A 17,381-nucleotide genomic window follows, 5' to 3' on the forward strand; every position below is an offset into this window, starting at 1 on the left:
TTGAATAGCTCTTTAAAAATAAATCTAGAATTAACGTTGACGTATTGTCTTGTTTTGTTCAGTTTTCAAGGTTCAATCTGTACGCGCTTCTGTTTGAAGCGACCCTTTAAATATTACATTACTGACTCGTTTAAGTCAATAACTTTTTTAAAAAGTTTTTATTAAGTTTGTCGCGTTTTGCGGCAACAGATAATACTATACCACCTTCTAAATATGGGCGCAATAGATTTTTCAAATCTTTTTCATCAGCTATTCATTTATAAGACAAAAGACATTCGTTTCATTCTTTTTACCGTAATTTTATTGTTTGAATAAGATGTCTTTAGACCTAATTGGTGAATCTGCATTTATTTCTCCAGATTATTATCTACAATCATTCCATTAAAATTCAAAAAGAACAGCAGGAGCATTGAGCCCCTGCTGTTCTTTAACACAGAATTAATCACGATGACGCATTAATGGGAATAGTAAAACGTCCCGGATGGATGGAGAGTTGGTTAACAGCATAACAAGTCTGTCTATACCGATACCAAGTCCACCTGTTGGCGGCATACCATATTCAAGAGCCTCGATGAAATCATTATCCATCATGTGGGCTTCGTCGTTTCCTTCTTCTCTTTCTTTCAATTGCGCTTCAAAACGCTCTCTTTGATCGATTGGGTCGTTAAGCTCCGTGAAGGCATTCGCATGTTCACGTCCTACGATAAATAACTCAAAGCGATCTGTGAATCGTGGATCTTCATCGTTTTTCTTCGCTAGTGGAGAGATCTCCACAGGGTGACCGTAAATGAATGTTGGCTGAATAAGCTTGTCCTCTACTTTTTGCTCGAAGAATTCATTTACCACATGACCGTATTGCATATTATCTTTGATTTCGATTCCGTGTTCTTTCGCAAGGGCACGTGCTTCTTCATCGGACATTTCTTTCCAGAAATCCACACCAGTCTGTTCTTTAACAGCGTCAACCATGTGAAGGCGAGTCCACTCCGGCTCCAGGTTTATTTCATAGTCTGCATACTGAACCGTAGTAGAACCGAAAACATCCTTCGCAATATGTGCTACAAGATTTTCAGTAAGAGCCATGATATCACGGTAATCTGCGTATGCTTCGTAAAGCTCGATCATCGTGAACTCAGGGTTATGTCTTGTAGACACACCTTCGTTACGGAATACCCGTCCGATTTCGTATACTTTTTCAAGTCCACCAACAATCAGGCGCTTTAAGTGTAGCTCGATTGCGATACGCATGAATAATGGCATATCAAGAGCGTTGTGATGTGTATTGAATGGGCGGGCAGATGCCCCCCCTGCGATGGCATGCATCATTGGTGTTTCTACTTCTAAGTAACCATTGTTATCCAGGTATCTTCTCATGGATTGGATGATTCGGCTGCGGGCGATGAATGTCTCTTTGCTTTCCTGGCTTGTGATTAGATCCAGGTAACGTTGACGATAGCGCTGCTCAACGTCTTTTAATCCATGGAACTTCTCAGGCAATGGACGCAGTGCTTTCGTTAGAAGGTGGAATTCCTTCGCTTTTACTGAAAGCTCTCCCACTTTTGTTTTAAATATTGTACCTGTAACTCCTACGATATCTCCGAGGTCGGCTGTATTGAATAGTTCGTATGCTTCTTCACCGATCGCATCTTTACGAACATAGATTTGAACTTGTCCAGCTAAGTCCTGCAGGTGGGCGAATCCCGCTTTCCCTTTTCCACGCTTTGTCATGATACGGCCTGCGATGGTAACAGCGATGTCTTTCTCTTCTAGTTCTTCTTTAGAAAATTCATCGAATTGAGATTTGATCTCGGATGAACTGTGTGTACGATCATAGCGTTTTCCGAATGGATCAAGTCCCTTATCACGGATTGATTCCATTTTTTCGCGTCTTACTCGAAGCTGGTCATTGATTTCTTCGTGACTCATGTGTTTCACTCCTATTCTATCTTCTTGCTTTACTAGACTAATACGATTATATACCATACTATTTTACACAATATCTATGTTTGTAACACCCCTAAAGTATGAGTTATTTCAGAAACGTACTTTGGAGAGTTAAAAAGAGATTGAAAAAATCTAAAAAAGGCCGATCCAACCTGGTGACAGTGTCACGAATTGGTTCCAGCCTTTTCTAGAATAACATAAAAGGATATACACGTGAATTAACGGGCATTCACTCACTACGTTCAGATTCTTCATGAGGGATCAGCTCATGCAGTGGTATGTTCAACACTTCTGCAACGTTCACTAAGAAATCTTCTTTCGGTATCCGACTGCCTCTTTCCACTTCTCCAAGGACCGAAACAGAGATGGAAAGTTCCTTGGCCAAACTTTCCTGAGTATACCCTTTCAGCTTTCTGAATGCACGAATGCGTCTTCCCCATTTATCTGTTTCCATAACCGAACTCCTTCTTTGTCAGGTATTTCGTCCAGAAATTCAACGAACGGGGCATTAAAAGACGGATGCTCTATATGTGGAGCAACCTCTAATAACGGGATTAACACAAATGCTCTTTCTTGCATCCTTGGGTGAGGAATGAGGAGATTCACTGATTCAATATTTTCTTGATTATAGAGTAAGATATCAAGGTCTATTATTCGCGGACCCCATTTGAACTCCCTTTCTCTTCCAAGGTCGATTTCCACCTGCAAGCACTGATGTAATAGAGTTTCTGGACTTAGACTAGTACGAATTTCTATGACCATATTCAAAAATTTACCTTGTTCTGTAAATCCTACTGGATCTGTTTCATACATAGAGGATCGTTTCGTTACCTCTATCTTACCATGACTGCCTAAGATGTTTATGGCTTTTTCTAAATAACCCGCCCTGTCTCCCATATTGGAACCAAGGGAAATGTATGCAGTATTCATCCTATCGACTCCTATTAATCTCCACCGCCACCGATTGGTAATGTCCAGGAATAGGTGGATCAGGCTTGATTAGTGTAATTTTACAGCTCTCTACGACTTGGAATGTTTCTAAGATCCGGGAAGAGATGTCTTCAGCGACTGCTTCCACTAGATTCTTCGGTTCTCCACAGACAACAGATTTGGTGATGGAATAGATCTCCGCATAGTTTACGGAGTCCTCAAGCTGATCACTTTGGCCGGACTTCTTTAAATCTAAATGCAACTCTACACTAACACGAAAACGTTGTCCAAGTTTGTTTTCTTCCTGGAATACACCATGATAGCCGTAAAACTCCATTTCATTCAATAGAATCTTATCCATACAATTTCTCCTTTCCAACTAGGGCGTCCATCATTTTCGCCATGCGCGCCATTTCCTTCACATCATGAACACGTACGATGTGACACCCTTTTTGAATCCCGTAGCATACCGTGGCACCTGTGCCTTCCATCCGTTCCTCTACGGGAAGGTTGAGTACATGTCCAATTATGGATTTCCGTGACGTTCCCAAGAGCACAGGGTATCCTAGTGAAACAAGAACATCCAAGTTTCTCATCATTTCTATGTTTAATTGTACTGTTTTGGCAAACCCGATTCCAGGATCCAGGATGATTTGGTCGTCTTTCACCCCTGCTTCTTTTACTAGGAAGATGCTTTCCTGCAGATCTTGTATCGCATCCCTAACGAAGTGGCTGTATCCCTGGTTGTCCCGGTTATGCATGAGAATAATCGGGGCACCCGTTTCCGCCGCTACTTGTGCCATTTCAGGATCCTTTTTCGCACCCCATACATCGTTAATGATGCTTGCTCCAGCTTCCAAAGCTTTCCGTGCCGTCTCTGCCTTATACGTGTCGATGGAGATTGGTACGTTCACTTCTTGGGAGATCGCCTCTATAATCGGAACGACTCGTGAAATTTCTTCATCAGCAGGCACAGCCTCGTGTCCGGGTCTGGTAGACTCTCCGCCGATATCAATGATGTCTGCCCCCATCTCAACCATTTCTTTCGCACGCTCTACAGCCTGGTCCAATTCATTGAACGAACCACCGTCCGAGAATGAATCAGGTGTGATATTTAAAATCCCCATAATAAGGGTTTTCTCTGAAAAATTAAGTTCGTATTTCCCGCACTTCATTGCACGACTCCCCCTGCTCTAATTCCTCAATAGAATTCAACTGTCCTGTATACTTGCTGTACTGTTCATAAAACAGCCTTGAATACTCTCCATTTCGTCCCGGGAAATTCACAGAGTCGATTTTGTTTACCGGTATGATCTCTTGCACAGAATTCGTAAAGAAAACTTCATGTGCATCCAGTAATTGCTCTTTCCCGAACATTCCTTCCCGGACCGGCATTTTTATTCGATCCGCCAAGGCAAGGATGAACTGACGCGTTATCCCGTTTAAGAGTCCGGTCTCTACTGCTGGTGTATACAATTCTGCGTCTTTTACCCAGAAAAGATTGGACGTTATCCCTTCACATAGATGACCTTCCTTTGTAAGGAATATCCCTTCCCGGTGAGGAGATGGTCCAATTTCCCGTTTAGCCGCCATGTTGTTCAGGTAATGATGGGATTTCAATCGTTCCCCTGTCTCCGGTGTGTTTCTTCTTAACTGAAGCAGCACACCTTCTTTTTCTTTTAATGGCAGAGAAGGAGGCAATTCCTTTTGAAAAAGGATCACCGTCGCATCCTCATAAGGGGTCGTTTGTAAACCTATTTCCCCAACCCCACCGGAGATATTGAACCGGCAATATGCATCCTTCAAGCCATTTTTATTTAAAAGTGTTGTTATTGCATTCCTGATCTTTTCTTCATCCAGGTCTGATGCAATATTCAATTCCTTTAATCCATGAGAAAGCCTCTTCAAATGATCCTTTAGCAAAAACGGATGACCTTCATACGTCCGAAAGGTTTCAAACACGCCCAATCCATATAAATATCCGTGATCAAATGGGGAAATGACCGCCTCTGATGCATGAACGATTTTTCCGTTAAGATATAGGTACATTTATAAAACCATCTCGATTTTTTTATATGTCGTTAAAAAGTTAAGGAGCAGCTGTTTCCCTTGTTCGGTCATGATGGATTCAGGATGGAACTGCACCCCTTCGATTGGAAGCTGTTTATGACGGATCGCCATGATCTCACCTTCTTTCGTTTCGGCTGAAATGTCAAAGCATTCAGGAAGGGTTTCTCTTTTAACGATCAGGGAGTGGTACCTTGTTGCCACGAAAGGATTGGGCATGCCTTTGAAAATGGTTTTCCCATCATGGTTCATGGGTGAGACCTTTCCGTGCATTAACCGTTCAGCACGAACAACATCCCCTCCGAAGACCTGGGCAATCGATTGGTGACCCAGGCAAACGCCGAAAATCGGAATCTTTCCGGCAAAGGTTCTGATCGCCTCGAGGCTCACACCCGCTTCATTCGGGCTGCACGGTCCCGGTGAAATCATCAGGTAATCCGGAGACAATGCCTCAATCTCATCTAATGTAATCTCGTCATTCCGTTTCACGATCAGCTCTTCCCCTAGCTCTCCTAAAAATTGCACAAGATTATAGGTGAATGAATCGTAGTTATCAATCATGAGAATCATAGGGTTTCTCCTTCCGCCCTGGCTTTCGCTACCCAAAGGGCTTTCGCTTTCTTCAAGGATTCTTTGTATTCATACTTAGGATTAGAATCAATCACGACTCCCGCACCCGCTTGAATATGGGCTTTTCCTTCTTTCACAAACATCGTCCGAATGACGATATTGAGCTCCATATCTCCATTGACGCCAATCCAGCCAATGGACCCTGTGTAAATCCCTCTTCTAACCGGCTCAAGTTCTTCGATGATTTCCATCGTTCTCACCTTAGGGGCTCCAGTAATCGTTCCACCAGGAAAAACAGATCGAATTAGATCCGCTCCCGTTTTAGTTTCATCTAGTGTTCCTCTTACATTCGAAACAATGTGCATGACGTGGGAGTATTTTTCGATGACCATGAACTCATTCACTTCAACTGTACCGTATTGGCAAACCCTTCCTAAGTCATTTCGTTCCAAATCAACAAGCATCACGTGCTCTGCTCTTTCTTTTTCATTATTGATCAGCTCAAGAGCAAGTTTCCCATCTTCTTCAGCATCTTTTCCACGGGAGCGTGTCCCTGCGATCGGTCTTGTACTTACTTCGGTTCCTTTTTTCTTCACCAGTAATTCCGGTGACCCGGAAACAATTTGAAAATCCGGGCTATGAATATAACTCATGTAAGGTGAGGGATTTAATTCTCGAAGCTTTTTATAAACCGTGTATGGCTCAGCCTTCAATTCTTGAGATTGTCGGACAGATAAGTTCACCTGAAACACATCACCCTGAGAGATATAGGATTGGATTTGTTTTACGGCCTCTGAGAATTCTCCTTCATCCATCGATACTTCGATGCCTGCTGTCTCGTGTTTGGCAGGATCCTTTTCACATTTTATTATTGAAGACAAGGCATTTGTCCAAGAGGAAGTCCATCTTGATAGCTTATTCTCGGCTGATTCCGTTTCTCCATCTGAAAGAATCATCGTCCATAAGATGTTTTCCTGATGATCGAAGACCACCCATTCCTTCAGGTAATAGAAATAAAGGTCCGGAATTTCCAGATCATCCCGCCCCAAAGCGGGAAGCTTTTCAATCTTTCTTGCATAATCATAACTTAGAAACCCGATCACGCCTCCCTGGAAATCAGGAAGATCTTCTCTTCTTTCCCTACGAAGCGGCATCATCCATTTTTCCATTTGAATCAACGGGTCTCCATTTATCGTTTCAACTCCCGAAGAGTCTTGTATGCGCAACCCTTCCGAAACACTTTGTATAATGACGTCAGGTTGTAGTCCAGCAACGCTATATCGTCCACCCCGTCCACTTTCTAACAATATATGATGTGATTGGTGTTGACTAAGTTGTTCGTACGCTGCAAAAAATTGTTCTTTGGTTGAATGGTTCTTATGAAAATATAGGTGCTGCACTGACCCTTCACACTCCTATTCTTTATCTCCTTTCATGATACATGAACTTCAGGCAGGTTTCATCGTTAAAAACTTGAAATTATGTGAGGGGGGATGGTGGAGAGTGGATTGAATTTGAAAGGGACTTTTCCAATGCGAGTTTCAATAGATCAACAAAAAAACGGATCCTGAAGAGTTCATTCTTCAGGGTCCGTCTCTTATTATTATTCTTCATCAAATTGGTAAAGAGGAGTGCTTAAATAGCGTTCTCCGTTACTAGGGATGATGGCAAGAACTTTCTTACCCTTCCCTAACTTCTTCGCCACTTCAACAGCTGCATAGATGGCTGCCCTAGAAGAAATCCCACCCAGGATCCCCTCTTCTTTAGCTGCTCTTCTTGCATAGTCGAAAGCCGCATCTTTTTCAACTTGAATGACATGATTATATACATTCGTATCTAAGATTTCAGGGATAAACCCTGCACCGATTCCTTGGATTTTATGAGGACCAGGCTTTCCTCCCGATAATACAGGTGAATCTGAAGGTTCCACGGCATAGAGCTCGATTGAGGGGTAATGCTTCTTCAGTATTTCCCCTGCGCCTGTAATCGTACCGCCTGTTCCAATACCAGCAATGAATGCATCCAGTTGATCGCCCATTTGTTCGACGATCTCAGGTCCTGTTGTTTCTCTATGCACCTTAGGGTTGGCTGTATTTTTGAATTGCTGTGGCATGAAAAAGCCTTTTTCATTCGCTAACTCTTCAGCTTTGCGAATGGCACCTCCCATTCCTTCAGCTCCTGGCGTTAATACTAATTCTGCACCGTACGCACGTAACAGGTTGCGTCTCTCCATACTCATTGTGTCAGGCATGACCAGTAAAGCACGGTATCCTTTTGCGGCAGCTACCATCGCTAAACCAATACCGGTATTTCCACTCGTGGGCTCAACAATCGTATCCCCGGGTTTAATTGTACCTTCTTCTTCCCCTGCTTCAATCATCGCTAATGCGATACGATCCTTTACCGAGCTTCCCGGGTTCATATATTCTAATTTCAAGTAAACATCTGCACTATTTTCATCTACTAATCGATTCAGTTTTACCACTGGAGTCTGACCTATTAATTCCGAAATTGAATTGGCTACTCTCACCATTCATTCATCACTCCTAATTCCAAGTAAATTTGTTGGTTTTATTAAAATGTAACAATATTCAATAAATTTGTCAATTAAAAAGCATACACAATGTTCACCCCATACGACCCTCATTATGCTTGTCGGATGAGACCAAATTGCCTCTACTCTAGGTTATATGTATGCATATTTCATTTATCCTATGTTTCGTTAAAAAGTGTCACTCTATGTAAAAGAAGCTGGCCTTTAATTGGCCAGCCCCACTAGTTCTGTTTTCCGTAAAACCAGTCCACTTCAACCTCTTTCCAAAAGGACTCGGGCTGCAGTGGTGTTTCTACTTGCTCTAAAGCAATTTGTCTGCGAATTTGAGATTTTACATCTTTGAAAGAAAAATGTCTTTCTTTCAGGACATCGTCTACATAATAAATTACGTACTCTGAATCCTCTTGAATCGGTTTTGTCCATTCACCCGGCGAGAGAGACTCTATTTCTTTTGACGCCTCTGAAGATAGGAAATCTCCATCCAGAGGAACATACCCAATGTCTCCCCCTAAATGAGCACTTTGCTCATCACTTGAACGCTCCATAGCCAATGCTTCAAAGTCAGAACCAGCTTCGAGTTCTTCCAATGCTTGCTCTGCTTCTGATTGATCAGCCACCTTCAACTGCTTCAGCTTATACATTTTAGAAATAGAGTATAGATGCTCGTTTTGATTATAGAAGCTCTTCAACTCTTTTTCAGGTACTTGGACATCCTTCGTGAGGAGCTCCTCTAATAACAATTCAGATCTGATTTGAGTCTTAAGTGAATCTTCATCCTCTAGATTTTCTTCGTCGTACGCATTATAAACAGATTGTATGAAATAATATTCCTGCTCTACTTCTTTATCTGAGACGGAGATATCATATTTCTTCGCTAAATGGTCGATCACTTGTTGATTGATCAATGCCTTCAACTCTTCTTTGCCATGTTCTTGCTCAAGGGAATACAACCAGTCCTCCCTGGTAATTGACTCTCCGCCAACCGTCGCCACGACTTCGGGAGCTCCGCTTTCCCCCGAAGAGCGATTCCATACAAGTGTAATGATGTTAGTGACAAGTAGTACCCCTACCATAACCATGAGTACAGACCGTTTAATTCTCATTTCTCCCATTCTCCCTGAATCTGATTTACCGCTTCGTGTTTGCTTTCAGTTCTTCTAATTCTTCTTTAGAAAACACATACGTTTCATTACAGAAGTGACAGCTTGCTTCTGCACTTCCATCTTCATCAATCATTTCTTGAATTTCCTGCTCCCCTAAGCTGATGATGGCATTCGAAAAACGTTCTTTATTACACTGACATTTAAATGCCACAGGAAGCTTTTCAAGAACTTTGACTTCCCCTTTACCAAGGACCTCTTCTAATACCTCTTCAGGTGTGAGTCCTTTTTCAATTAATTTCGAGATCGGAGGGATTTTAGCCAGGCGTTCCTCAATCTTCGTAATCGTTTCATCATCCGTTCCGGGCATTAGCTGCAGGATAAACCCACCTGCTGCAAGGATTGAATTATCAGGGTTCACCAGCACACCTACACCAACAGAAGATGGTACTTGTTCTGAAGTGACGAAGTAATACGTGAAGTCCTCTCCAAGTTCTCCTGACACAATCGGAACCTGACCGGAGAAATGATCCCTCATGCCGATATCTTTTACAATCGATAACGTTCCGGCTGTACCAACTGCACGACGGACATCAAGTTTTCCTTGCTCGTTTAAATCAAAGTGTACATGCGGGTTGGTCACATAACCTCTGACCTCCCCTTTTGCATTACTATCTACAAGAATGGCGCCGATCGGGCCACCGCCCTCTACTTTGATCGTTAATTTATTTTCACCTTTTAGCATTGCCCCCATCATCACTCCGGCACTAATGCTTCTGCCTAATGCCGCTGATGCAGTCGGCCATGTTCCATGTCTTCTTTGTGCTTCTCCTACTGTATCCGTGCTTTTTACTGCATAAGCACGAACTTGACCATTATAGGCCAAGGCTTTTACTAAATAGTCGCTCATGGTTGAAGCTCCTTTCACTTTAGTTCATGTTTCTCTTGTAGATTAATTTTAATCCTTTTAATGTCAGGAAGGGATCTACGACGTCAATGCTGTTGGATTCTTTCGAAATCAATGTAGCTAATCCTCCCGTAGCAATGACTGTTGGTTCCTTCTTACTTTGTGCTTTCATTCTTTGAACGATACCCTCTACTTGTCCAACATAACCATAGAGAATACCCGCTTGCATAGCCGTTACGGTATTCTTGCCTATGATGTGCTCAGGACGGGCGATTTCTATCCTTGGCAATTTAGCAGCCTTGGAGTACAGGGCTTCTGTTGAAATGCCGATTCCAGGCGCGATCGCCCCACCCATATATTGTCTTTCCTCATTGATATAGCAATACGTCGTCGCTGTACCGAAGTCCACAATAATGAGAGGACCACCGTATTCGTGAATACCAGCGACAGCATTTACGATTCGATCAGCTCCGACTTCCCTTGGGTTTTCATACTTGATATTTAAACCTGTTTTGATACCAGGACCAACGACGAGCGGAGTAATATTAAAATACTTCTCACACATACGTTCCAAACTAAACATAATTGGAGGGACAACGGAGGAAATGATGATTCCGTCAATTTCGTCAAACGTCAGCTTCACATGCTCGAACAGATTCTTTACAAGCATCCCAAACTCATCTTCCGTTTTATGTCGATTCGTTTCAGCTCTCCAATGATATTTTAAATGGTCATTTTCATACACACCAAACACAATATTGGTATTCCCTACATCCATTACAAAAATCAATATCCTCACCTACTAAGCCAATTGTTTTCACACTGCCAACATCATACCATAATTTATTTATAATAGGTACAAAAGCGGAACCAGCGTGGTTAGGTCCATTTGTTTTGCGTAACTTCCAAAAAATTCATTTACCATAAGTGATAGCGCGAAAACTTTGACCGTTCCTTTCCGCTCCAGGCACTTGCTTTCCGCGGGGAGGAAGTCGAGCCTCCTCGGGCTTTGCCCTGCGGGGTCTCGACCTTTCCTCTATTTCCCGCAGGAGTCAAGTGCCTTCCGCTACAATCCACTAAAGGCCAGCGAAGAAAGCATAATGAATATCTTTCTTCGTCCACTTCTCCTTCTGAGGCTCTTTAAAGGGCATTATTTTCCTTTAAGAGCGACATATAAAACCTTTAAGGGTGGGGGTTCGAAAAATGAGCTTTGATGAAACAAGATTAATGGTTTGTTCAGAGATATCCAGCATAAATGGGAAGGAGGGGTGGGTTGGCATTGGGTGTCCTCGGCTATTCAACATTTCTTCCTATTCTGTGCTTGTCATTACGACTTCCTAATTATAGATAAACAAAAGAAGCCCTATTTTAGATATGGTGGGCGTTTATTATCAAAATCAATTTGTTCAATGTTTAACGTTATTAAGGACCAGGCGACAAGCATAAGATTCAGTAATCAAAAAAAGGATGCACCCATAAATGGATGCATCCCTCAATATTATGTGCGATCTGAGTTAGAATCGTCTTCTTTTGAAGCCGTGTCTTCTTCGATCACGTTTTCTTCATTTTTCTTTTGGATATTTACTTTCACGTCACTATTTTCCTGGTCGGATTCATAGATACGTTCCGGTAACTTACCGTGATCCATTAAATGCTTGATTTGTGCCGCATCCAAAGTTTCGATGTCTAATAATGTTTTCGCAATGAGTTCAAGCTTGTCGCGATTTTCAGTAAGAATTCGCTTCGCTCTCTCATAGCTTTCTTTAATTAGACGCTGCATTTCCAAGTCGATTTCGTATGCGATGGCATCTGAATAGTTTTGCTCACTATTGATGTCGCGTCCCAAGAACACTTGACCACCTTGAGATTGACCGAACTGAAGTGGTCCAAGCTTATCACTCATACCATATTCAGTGACCATTTTACGAGCGATTCCAGTTGCACGTTGGAAGTCGTTGTGAGCACCGGTTGATACATCACCAAAGATGATTTCCTCTGCTACACGACCACCGAGTAAACCGGTAATCTTATCAAGAAGCTCAGGCTTCGTCATAAAGTAACGATCTTCTTTCGGAAGCATAACGGCATATCCGCCTGCTTGCCCACGAGGGACGATGGTCACCTTATGTACCATATCTGCTTCATCAAGGACTAATCCGATAACGGTGTGACCCGCTTCATGGAAAGCCACGATTTTACGTTCTTTTTCAGATATGACGCGGCTCTTCTTAGCAGGACCTGCAATGACGCGGTCTGTTGCTTCATCAATATCGCGCATATCGATTTTCTTCTTATCCTCACGGGCTGCTACAAGAGCTGCTTCGTTCAGAAGGTTTTCTAAGTCAGCTCCGGAGAAGCCTGGTGTCCTCATGGCAATCGCTTTTAAATCCACTGAATCATCAAGCGGTTTATTATGCGAATGAACTTTAAGAACTGCTTCACGTCCTCTAAGGTCAGGACGATCTACTGTAATTTGACGGTCGAAACGTCCCGGACGTAACAATGCAGGATCCAGGATGTCTGGTCTGTTTGTTGCAGCGACGATGATAATACCTTCGTTAGCGCCAAAACCATCCATTTCGACTAGTAACTGGTTAAGGGTTTGTTCACGCTCATCGTGACCTCCACCTAAACCTGCTCCACGTTGACGACCGACTGCATCAATCTCATCAATGAAAATGATACAAGGTGCATTCTTCTTTGCATTTTCGAATAAATCACGTACACGAGATGCACCGACACCGACAAACATTTCAACGAAGTCGGAACCACTGATTGAGAAGAAAGGAACTCCTGCTTCTCCAGCAACCGCTCGTGCAAGTAGGGTTTTACCTGTACCTGGAGGTCCTACCAGAAGGACACCCTTTGGAATACGGGCACCCACTTCAGAGAATTTGCGTGGATCCTTTAAGAATTCCACTACCTCTACAAGTTCCTGCTTCTCTTCATCTGCTCCCGCTACATCTTTAAAGCGAACTTTCTTCTTCTCTTCGCTGTATAGCTTTGCTTTACTTTTCCCAAAGTTCATGACACGGCTTCCGCCGCCTTGAGCCTGGTTAAGTAAGAAGAAGAACAGAATAAAGATAATGACAAATGGTATGATCGTTGTAAAGAAAGATACCCAGCCGCTTGTTTCTTTGGCTTGTAATACTTCCACATCAATTCCTTGCTCTGATGCTGCCGCATTGATCTTCTCCATTAACTTTCCATCTGTAGTAAGGACATAGGTTAAGAAGTACTCTCCTTCTTTAGCCCCTTCCATCTGTCCTTTTACTTCATAAACGCCCCTGCCAGGCTGAATTGAAAAAGAAGAAACGTCTCCGTCTTCAAGGTTATTAATAAACGTACTGTACTCGATATTTTTGGTTGGCTCGTTGTTGTTACTGAAATAACTCACCACACCTATAATCACTAAAAAGACCAGTAAATAGAATATGGTGTTTCGAAAGATCCGGTTCATCCCTTACCTCCTCCCACGGTAAACAAACTAAGTAAAATAGTATCATAGAAAATCATGGCATTACAACAAATTGCACTTACAAGATTCCTCTTTAGATTATACTTATTCTCCTGTTGTATACACTCTTGGTTTTAAAACTCCGATATACGGCAGATTACGGTATCTTTCAGCGTAATCAAGACCATATCCGACGACGAACTCGTCAGGGACAATGAAGCCCACGTAGTCCGCTTTGATATCGGCTTTACGTCCAGTCGGCTTGTCTAGCAAAGTGACGATGCTGATGGATTTCGCTTTACGATAACGGAATAGCTCCACCAGGTAGCTTAATGTCAGGCCACTGTCGATGATATCTTCAATGATCAGGATATCCCGACCTTCCACTTTCGTATCTAAATCTTTCACAATCTTTACTTCCCCTGAAGAGACAGTAGAGTTCCCGTAGCTGGATACATCCATGAAATCCATTTCCATATGCGTATCCATACGTTTACAAAGGTCGGCCATGAATGGCATTGCACCCTTTAAAACTCCAATTGCCAAAGGAAAACGGTCTTGATATTCCTCTGTTAATTGTGCACCTAATGCTTTAATCTTTTCTTGAAGTTCTTCTTCTGAAATTAACACTTTTTCAATATCTTGGTTTAACAATGTTCAACTGCCTCCTAGAAGATGATTGCTCTTAAATTGTAGTACTAAACTATTTTCTTGCTCTTCTCCCAAATCGTAATGAGACTTTTTCATTCCCGGAACCCAAAGTATGTGGTTATCTGCGTCCACTACAATCGGCCACTCGTCACGGAGGTGAACAGGAACTTTTTCGTCAATAAAGAGTGTCTTAAGCTTCTTTGAGCCTTCCAACCCCTTCACTTTCATTCGATCTCCGCTCTTTCTCGTACGCACATATAAAGGCAGGGTAACCTTGTCCGGATCAATATAGATCCTATCACCGGTACGATCCTCTGCTAACGAGGAAGAAAAATAAAGAAGGAACTGATATCCACCTTGAAGTTCAAGCGTTTTATTAACCTGTATCTCGTGACAATAAGGAGTGTCGGTTAACGCTAATTCCCCAAAATGAAAATAACATGTATGATACGCCCTTGTTACCTTAAGCCCTTTTGGTAAATCCAAGCTGGCATTAGGCGTTTTTCCTTTTAATATACCCAATACATCGTAAATATGTATAGACGATAAGGAAGATGGTCTAAGTTTGTAAAGATAGTTTAATATTAGATTAATCCCTCTCCTTTGTAAAGGCTGAGGCATTGCAAGAAAACCATCAATATGTAAAGAGGAGAAATCCTCAGTGTTATTCCATACCTTATTCAACTTATCCCTTGTTAATTCCTCTAAATATGCCTCATCTTCTGCCAACTCTTCACTAAATCGTTGAAATTGGAGATGAACATGAGGGTTCTCTTTTTTTAAAAAAGGAAGAACCTTTTTTCTGAACCGGTTCCTGGTGTAATCTTCCTTCAGATTACTGGGGTCTCTCCTCGGGTTTAGATCGTGCCTTTCACAATACTCCTCAATATGCTCCTTTGTAACAGATAGAAACGGCCTTATGATCAAACCTGCAGCAATGGATCGTTTCAAGGGAATCCCGGCTCTGCCAGCACCTGATGCTCCTCTTGTCATCTTCATCAGGATGGTTTCTATTTGATCATCCCCATGATGGCCAAGTGCTAATTTCGTAGCAGACGCCTCTTCCATGATCTCCATCAAAAATGCATAGCGAATTTGACGGGCCATATCCTGCAAGCTTCCATTCGTCTGCTTGATCTCCATTGATACATCTACTCTTTCACCGTAAAAAGGAATGTTTCGCTTATTGCAGTATTCTTTGACGAACAAAAGTTCCTGATAGGATTCGTCTCCCCGGAACATATGATCAAGATGAGCCGCCATGACTTCTGCTTCCCACTCAGCTTTGTTCGAATCAAGAAAATGGAGCAGCGCTAAGGAATCAGGGCCTCCCGACACTGCCACCATAATACGATCTCCTTTTTCAATCAAACTATGGTCTTGAATAAACCTTTTAATCGTTTGCTCTAACATAACGCTTCCTCTTCCTAAAACCGTTTTCCCCATTGTATCAATACCTACTGAATTCTCACACTCTTACGCTACATCAATTCTCCATAGATATACAAAACATATAATAACGAAACAATCATCACCACGAGCACAGTCTCAAGAAAGTGGCTTGATTTTTTATTTCGGTGATTTTGATATCTGCTATGCGTAGCGGATGAATTTACATGAGGGCTCGTTGAAACAGGTCTACTGACTTTAGGCTTTGATTTGGGCTGCTGTACTGGCTGAGAGTGAGAAAGTCCATTCAGGAGGCTTATCCTCATATCACTGGCAGATTGAAATTTCCCTTCCAGGGCATCAAGGATCGATCCTTCAAACTTCTTCAATTGGTCTTTGGAACCGATCGCCTTCCTTAATTGTTGCATATTCCCGTTTCCTGACTTAGTGAAACGCCCCGGATAGGCTAGATTAATGAGGATCATCCCCACAGAGAAAAGATCATAAGAAGGTTCGGCTCTTCGCGATCCCCCGACCCAGTATCCCCTATCAAAAAACTCCGTAAACTCTTTGATTGCCCGGCCATTGATGGTCGTTCCCCCAACATCAATACAGCGAATTCGGTAAGGAGGGCCCGTGACGATCAAGTTTTCAGGTTTTAAATCCCCAAAGACCCATCCTTCCTTATGAATTCGCTCCAGGTCTGTCAGGAGCTGAGCAATGAGTACACCAGTCCAGGAAAACCCTTTTGATTGAACAAATGACAGCAAGTCAGTACCTTGAATATATTCCATCACGTAAAAATGTATTTTCTGTCCCTGGTACTCCCAATCATCCACAGCAAGAAGCTTTGGCCCAAGGGGAGCACCTTGGACCTTAGAAAAAGATTTTAATACATTCACTTCCGATGTAATGGATACATTGCTGTCACTCATCTTTAACGCCTGGTATCCTGAAGTACCTTGTACCAGGTAGACGATCCCGTTCGCACCATATCCTAATTCTTTTACAATGGTGTAGATCTGCTTATACCATTTTCCTCTTACAACTGTTCCAGGCGGGAAATTAAATGGTTTCTTCGAAGTATTGTTCATCATCGCCACGAGAGAGCAATCCCCTTAAAGAACGTTTTTTCTTAAAGTGGGTGATAGCTTCTGAGATCGCGGGACCTGTCGGAGTAATTCCGCCTGGAGACAATTTAGAGAATATACTCGTCAATGTTTCGAGTTTTGGTGTCCAATCCAGCAATTTTTCGACATCTTGTCGTTTCCCGGGAAATACAAAGACGGAAAATTTATTATCACCCATTCTGGCATTCAGGCTCAATGACAGGTCTAATAAGGCTTCCTTAACCGTGGGAAGCTTATGTTTCATACTTGCAGACGTATCGACAAGAATCAACACTTCCATGTCAACGGATTCTCCCAGTTCATCTACAACCTCCATGACCTCCCCGCGTTGTTCGGGAGGAAGCTCCTCCATGGATGCGGATTTACCGAGGATTTGCTTCAGCTCTTTATTCACTACCCCCTGCAAGGTTTGTGTCATCGCTTTACGCGTGACCATTTGTACGGTTTGAGAAAGCTGTTGTGCATATACAATCTGACTTACTCCACCCCCCGATAGAGCAATTCCTTCAATTTCCTGCATTCCATTATCATCTATCACATCATTATCCATGACCCCAATGACGTTCACTGAAATTCCCTGCTCCTTCGCAAGAGCCGCCATCGCAATCGGGTCTTCACCTTGATTTGAGCAACCATCCGTAATTAATAGAATTTGACGAAGTGTACCTGGCTTCATCAGACT

Annotated in this window: 17 protein-coding genes; all 17 read right to left on the reverse strand. The window is 42.6% G+C overall.

Translation table 11 applies throughout. The annotated features are described in order from the left end of the window. Nucleotides 1-438: 438 nt before the first annotated feature. Nucleotides 439-1,935, reverse strand: a complete 1,497-nt coding sequence (gene lysS, locus RSX31_RS22375) for a lysine--tRNA ligase (protein ID WP_187443464.1) — start codon at nucleotides 1,933-1,935, stop codon at nucleotides 439-441. Between the two features lie 238 nt (nucleotides 1,936-2,173). Further along, a complete protein-coding gene (locus RSX31_RS22380; RefSeq protein ID WP_148996598.1) occupies nucleotides 2,174-2,398 on the reverse strand; it encodes a helix-turn-helix domain-containing protein in 225 nt (74 codons plus the stop codon). Then, nucleotides 2,350-2,874: a 2-amino-4-hydroxy-6-hydroxymethyldihydropteridine diphosphokinase gene (gene folK, locus RSX31_RS22385; RefSeq protein WP_148996597.1), complete on the reverse strand. Its 525-nt coding sequence runs from the start codon at nucleotides 2,872-2,874 to the stop codon at nucleotides 2,350-2,352. The genes RSX31_RS22380 and folK overlap by 49 nt, the downstream gene beginning before the upstream one ends. Before the next feature lies 1 nt (nucleotide 2,875). Next, nucleotides 2,876-3,235 (reverse strand): dihydroneopterin aldolase, encoded by a 360-nt coding sequence (gene folB, locus RSX31_RS22390; protein WP_148971404.1) that lies wholly within the window; start codon nucleotides 3,233-3,235, stop codon nucleotides 2,876-2,878. Further along, a complete protein-coding gene (folP, locus tag RSX31_RS22395; protein ID WP_315636045.1) occupies nucleotides 3,228-4,049 on the reverse strand; it encodes a dihydropteroate synthase in 822 nt (273 codons plus the stop codon). The genes folB and folP overlap by 8 nt, the downstream gene beginning before the upstream one ends. Continuing rightward, nucleotides 4,024-4,923: an aminodeoxychorismate lyase gene (gene pabC / locus RSX31_RS22400; protein WP_148996595.1), complete on the reverse strand. Its 900-nt coding sequence runs from the start codon at nucleotides 4,921-4,923 to the stop codon at nucleotides 4,024-4,026. Before pabC ends, folP begins: the two co-directional genes overlap by 26 nt. Beyond that, a complete protein-coding gene (gene pabA, locus RSX31_RS22405) occupies nucleotides 4,924-5,511 on the reverse strand; it encodes an aminodeoxychorismate/anthranilate synthase component II (RefSeq protein ID WP_148971401.1) in 588 nt (195 codons plus the stop codon). Then, on the reverse strand, nucleotides 5,508-6,911 hold the full coding sequence (gene pabB / locus RSX31_RS22410) for an aminodeoxychorismate synthase, component I (protein ID WP_315636046.1): 1,404 nt from the start codon (nucleotides 6,909-6,911) through the stop codon (nucleotides 5,508-5,510). The genes pabA and pabB overlap by 4 nt, the downstream gene beginning before the upstream one ends. 203 nt (nucleotides 6,912-7,114) lie before the next feature. Continuing rightward, a complete protein-coding gene (cysK, locus tag RSX31_RS22415) occupies nucleotides 7,115-8,044 on the reverse strand; it encodes a cysteine synthase A (protein ID WP_315636047.1) in 930 nt (309 codons plus the stop codon). A 242-nt stretch (nucleotides 8,045-8,286) separates the two neighbouring features. Further along, the gene (locus RSX31_RS22420) at nucleotides 8,287-9,168 is read right to left on the reverse strand and encodes a peptidyl-prolyl cis-trans isomerase (RefSeq protein ID WP_187443739.1); all 882 of its coding nucleotides are present in this window, start codon (nucleotides 9,166-9,168) and stop codon (nucleotides 8,287-8,289) included. Nucleotides 9,169-9,193: 25 nt separating this feature from the next. Then, the gene (hslO, locus tag RSX31_RS22425; protein WP_148996591.1) at nucleotides 9,194-10,075 is read right to left on the reverse strand and encodes an Hsp33 family molecular chaperone HslO; all 882 of its coding nucleotides are present in this window, start codon (nucleotides 10,073-10,075) and stop codon (nucleotides 9,194-9,196) included. A 19-nt stretch (nucleotides 10,076-10,094) separates the two neighbouring features. Then, nucleotides 10,095-10,862 (reverse strand): type III pantothenate kinase, encoded by a 768-nt coding sequence (locus RSX31_RS22430; RefSeq protein WP_172655809.1) that lies wholly within the window; start codon nucleotides 10,860-10,862, stop codon nucleotides 10,095-10,097. 708 nt (nucleotides 10,863-11,570) lie between these two features. Further along, entirely contained in the window at nucleotides 11,571-13,532 is a 1,962-nt protein-coding gene (gene ftsH / locus RSX31_RS22435; RefSeq protein WP_148996590.1) for an ATP-dependent zinc metalloprotease FtsH, read from the reverse strand. Nucleotides 13,533-13,634: 102 nt separating this feature from the next. After that, nucleotides 13,635-14,183, reverse strand: a complete 549-nt coding sequence (gene hpt / locus RSX31_RS22440; RefSeq protein ID WP_034762998.1) for a hypoxanthine phosphoribosyltransferase — start codon at nucleotides 14,181-14,183, stop codon at nucleotides 13,635-13,637. Nucleotides 14,184-14,186: 3 nt separating this feature from the next. Continuing rightward, the gene (tilS, locus tag RSX31_RS22445) at nucleotides 14,187-15,593 is read right to left on the reverse strand and encodes a tRNA lysidine(34) synthetase TilS (protein ID WP_315636048.1); all 1,407 of its coding nucleotides are present in this window, start codon (nucleotides 15,591-15,593) and stop codon (nucleotides 14,187-14,189) included. Between the two features lie 68 nt (nucleotides 15,594-15,661). Beyond that, complete coding sequence (locus RSX31_RS22450; RefSeq protein ID WP_148996601.1) at nucleotides 15,662-16,666, reverse strand: protein kinase domain-containing protein; 1,005 nt, start codon at nucleotides 16,664-16,666, stop codon at nucleotides 15,662-15,664. Next, on the reverse strand, nucleotides 16,635-17,375 hold the full coding sequence (locus RSX31_RS22455) for a VWA domain-containing protein (RefSeq protein WP_044340612.1): 741 nt from the start codon (nucleotides 17,373-17,375) through the stop codon (nucleotides 16,635-16,637). The genes RSX31_RS22450 and RSX31_RS22455 overlap by 32 nt, the downstream gene beginning before the upstream one ends. Nucleotides 17,376-17,381 lie beyond the last annotated feature (6 nt).

Origin of the sequence: Rossellomorea yichunensis (assembly GCF_032337515.1) — a bacterium.
Classification (GTDB): domain Bacteria; phylum Bacillota; class Bacilli; order Bacillales; family Bacillaceae_B; genus Rossellomorea; species Rossellomorea yichunensis.

Bases quoted from the DNA above. Each gene is read 5' to 3' on its own strand.
- RSX31_RS22380 (WP_148996598.1), bottom strand. From the start codon at position 2,398: ATGGAAACAGATAAATGGGGAAGACGCATTCGTGCATTCAGAAAGCTG.
- folK (WP_148996597.1), bottom strand. From the start codon at position 2,874: ATGAATACTGCATACATTTCCCTTGGTTCCAATATGGGAGACAGGGCG.
- folB (WP_148971404.1), bottom strand. From the start codon at position 3,235: ATGGATAAGATTCTATTGAATGAAATGGAGTTTTACGGCTATCATGGT.
- folP (WP_315636045.1), bottom strand. From the start codon at position 4,049: ATGAAGTGCGGGAAATACGAACTTAATTTTTCAGAGAAAACCCTTATT.
- pabC (WP_148996595.1), bottom strand. From the start codon at position 4,923: ATGTACCTATATCTTAACGGAAAAATCGTTCATGCATCAGAGGCGGTC.
- pabA (WP_148971401.1), bottom strand. From the start codon at position 5,511: ATGATTCTCATGATTGATAACTACGATTCATTCACCTATAATCTTGTG.
- cysK (WP_315636047.1), bottom strand. From the start codon at position 8,044: ATGGTGAGAGTAGCCAATTCAATTTCGGAATTAATAGGTCAGACTCCA.
- RSX31_RS22420 (WP_187443739.1), bottom strand. From the start codon at position 9,168: ATGAGAATTAAACGGTCTGTACTCATGGTTATGGTAGGGGTACTACTT.
- hslO (WP_148996591.1), bottom strand. From the start codon at position 10,075: ATGAGCGACTATTTAGTAAAAGCCTTGGCCTATAATGGTCAAGTTCGT.
- ftsH (WP_148996590.1), bottom strand. From the start codon at position 13,532: ATGAACCGGATCTTTCGAAACACCATATTCTATTTACTGGTCTTTTTA.
- tilS (WP_315636048.1), bottom strand. From the start codon at position 15,593: ATGTTAGAGCAAACGATTAAAAGGTTTATTCAAGACCATAGTTTGATT.
- RSX31_RS22450 (WP_148996601.1), bottom strand. From the start codon at position 16,666: ATGATGAACAATACTTCGAAGAAACCATTTAATTTCCCGCCTGGAACA.
- RSX31_RS22455 (WP_044340612.1), bottom strand. From the start codon at position 17,375: ATGAAGCCAGGTACACTTCGTCAAATTCTATTAATTACGGATGGTTGC.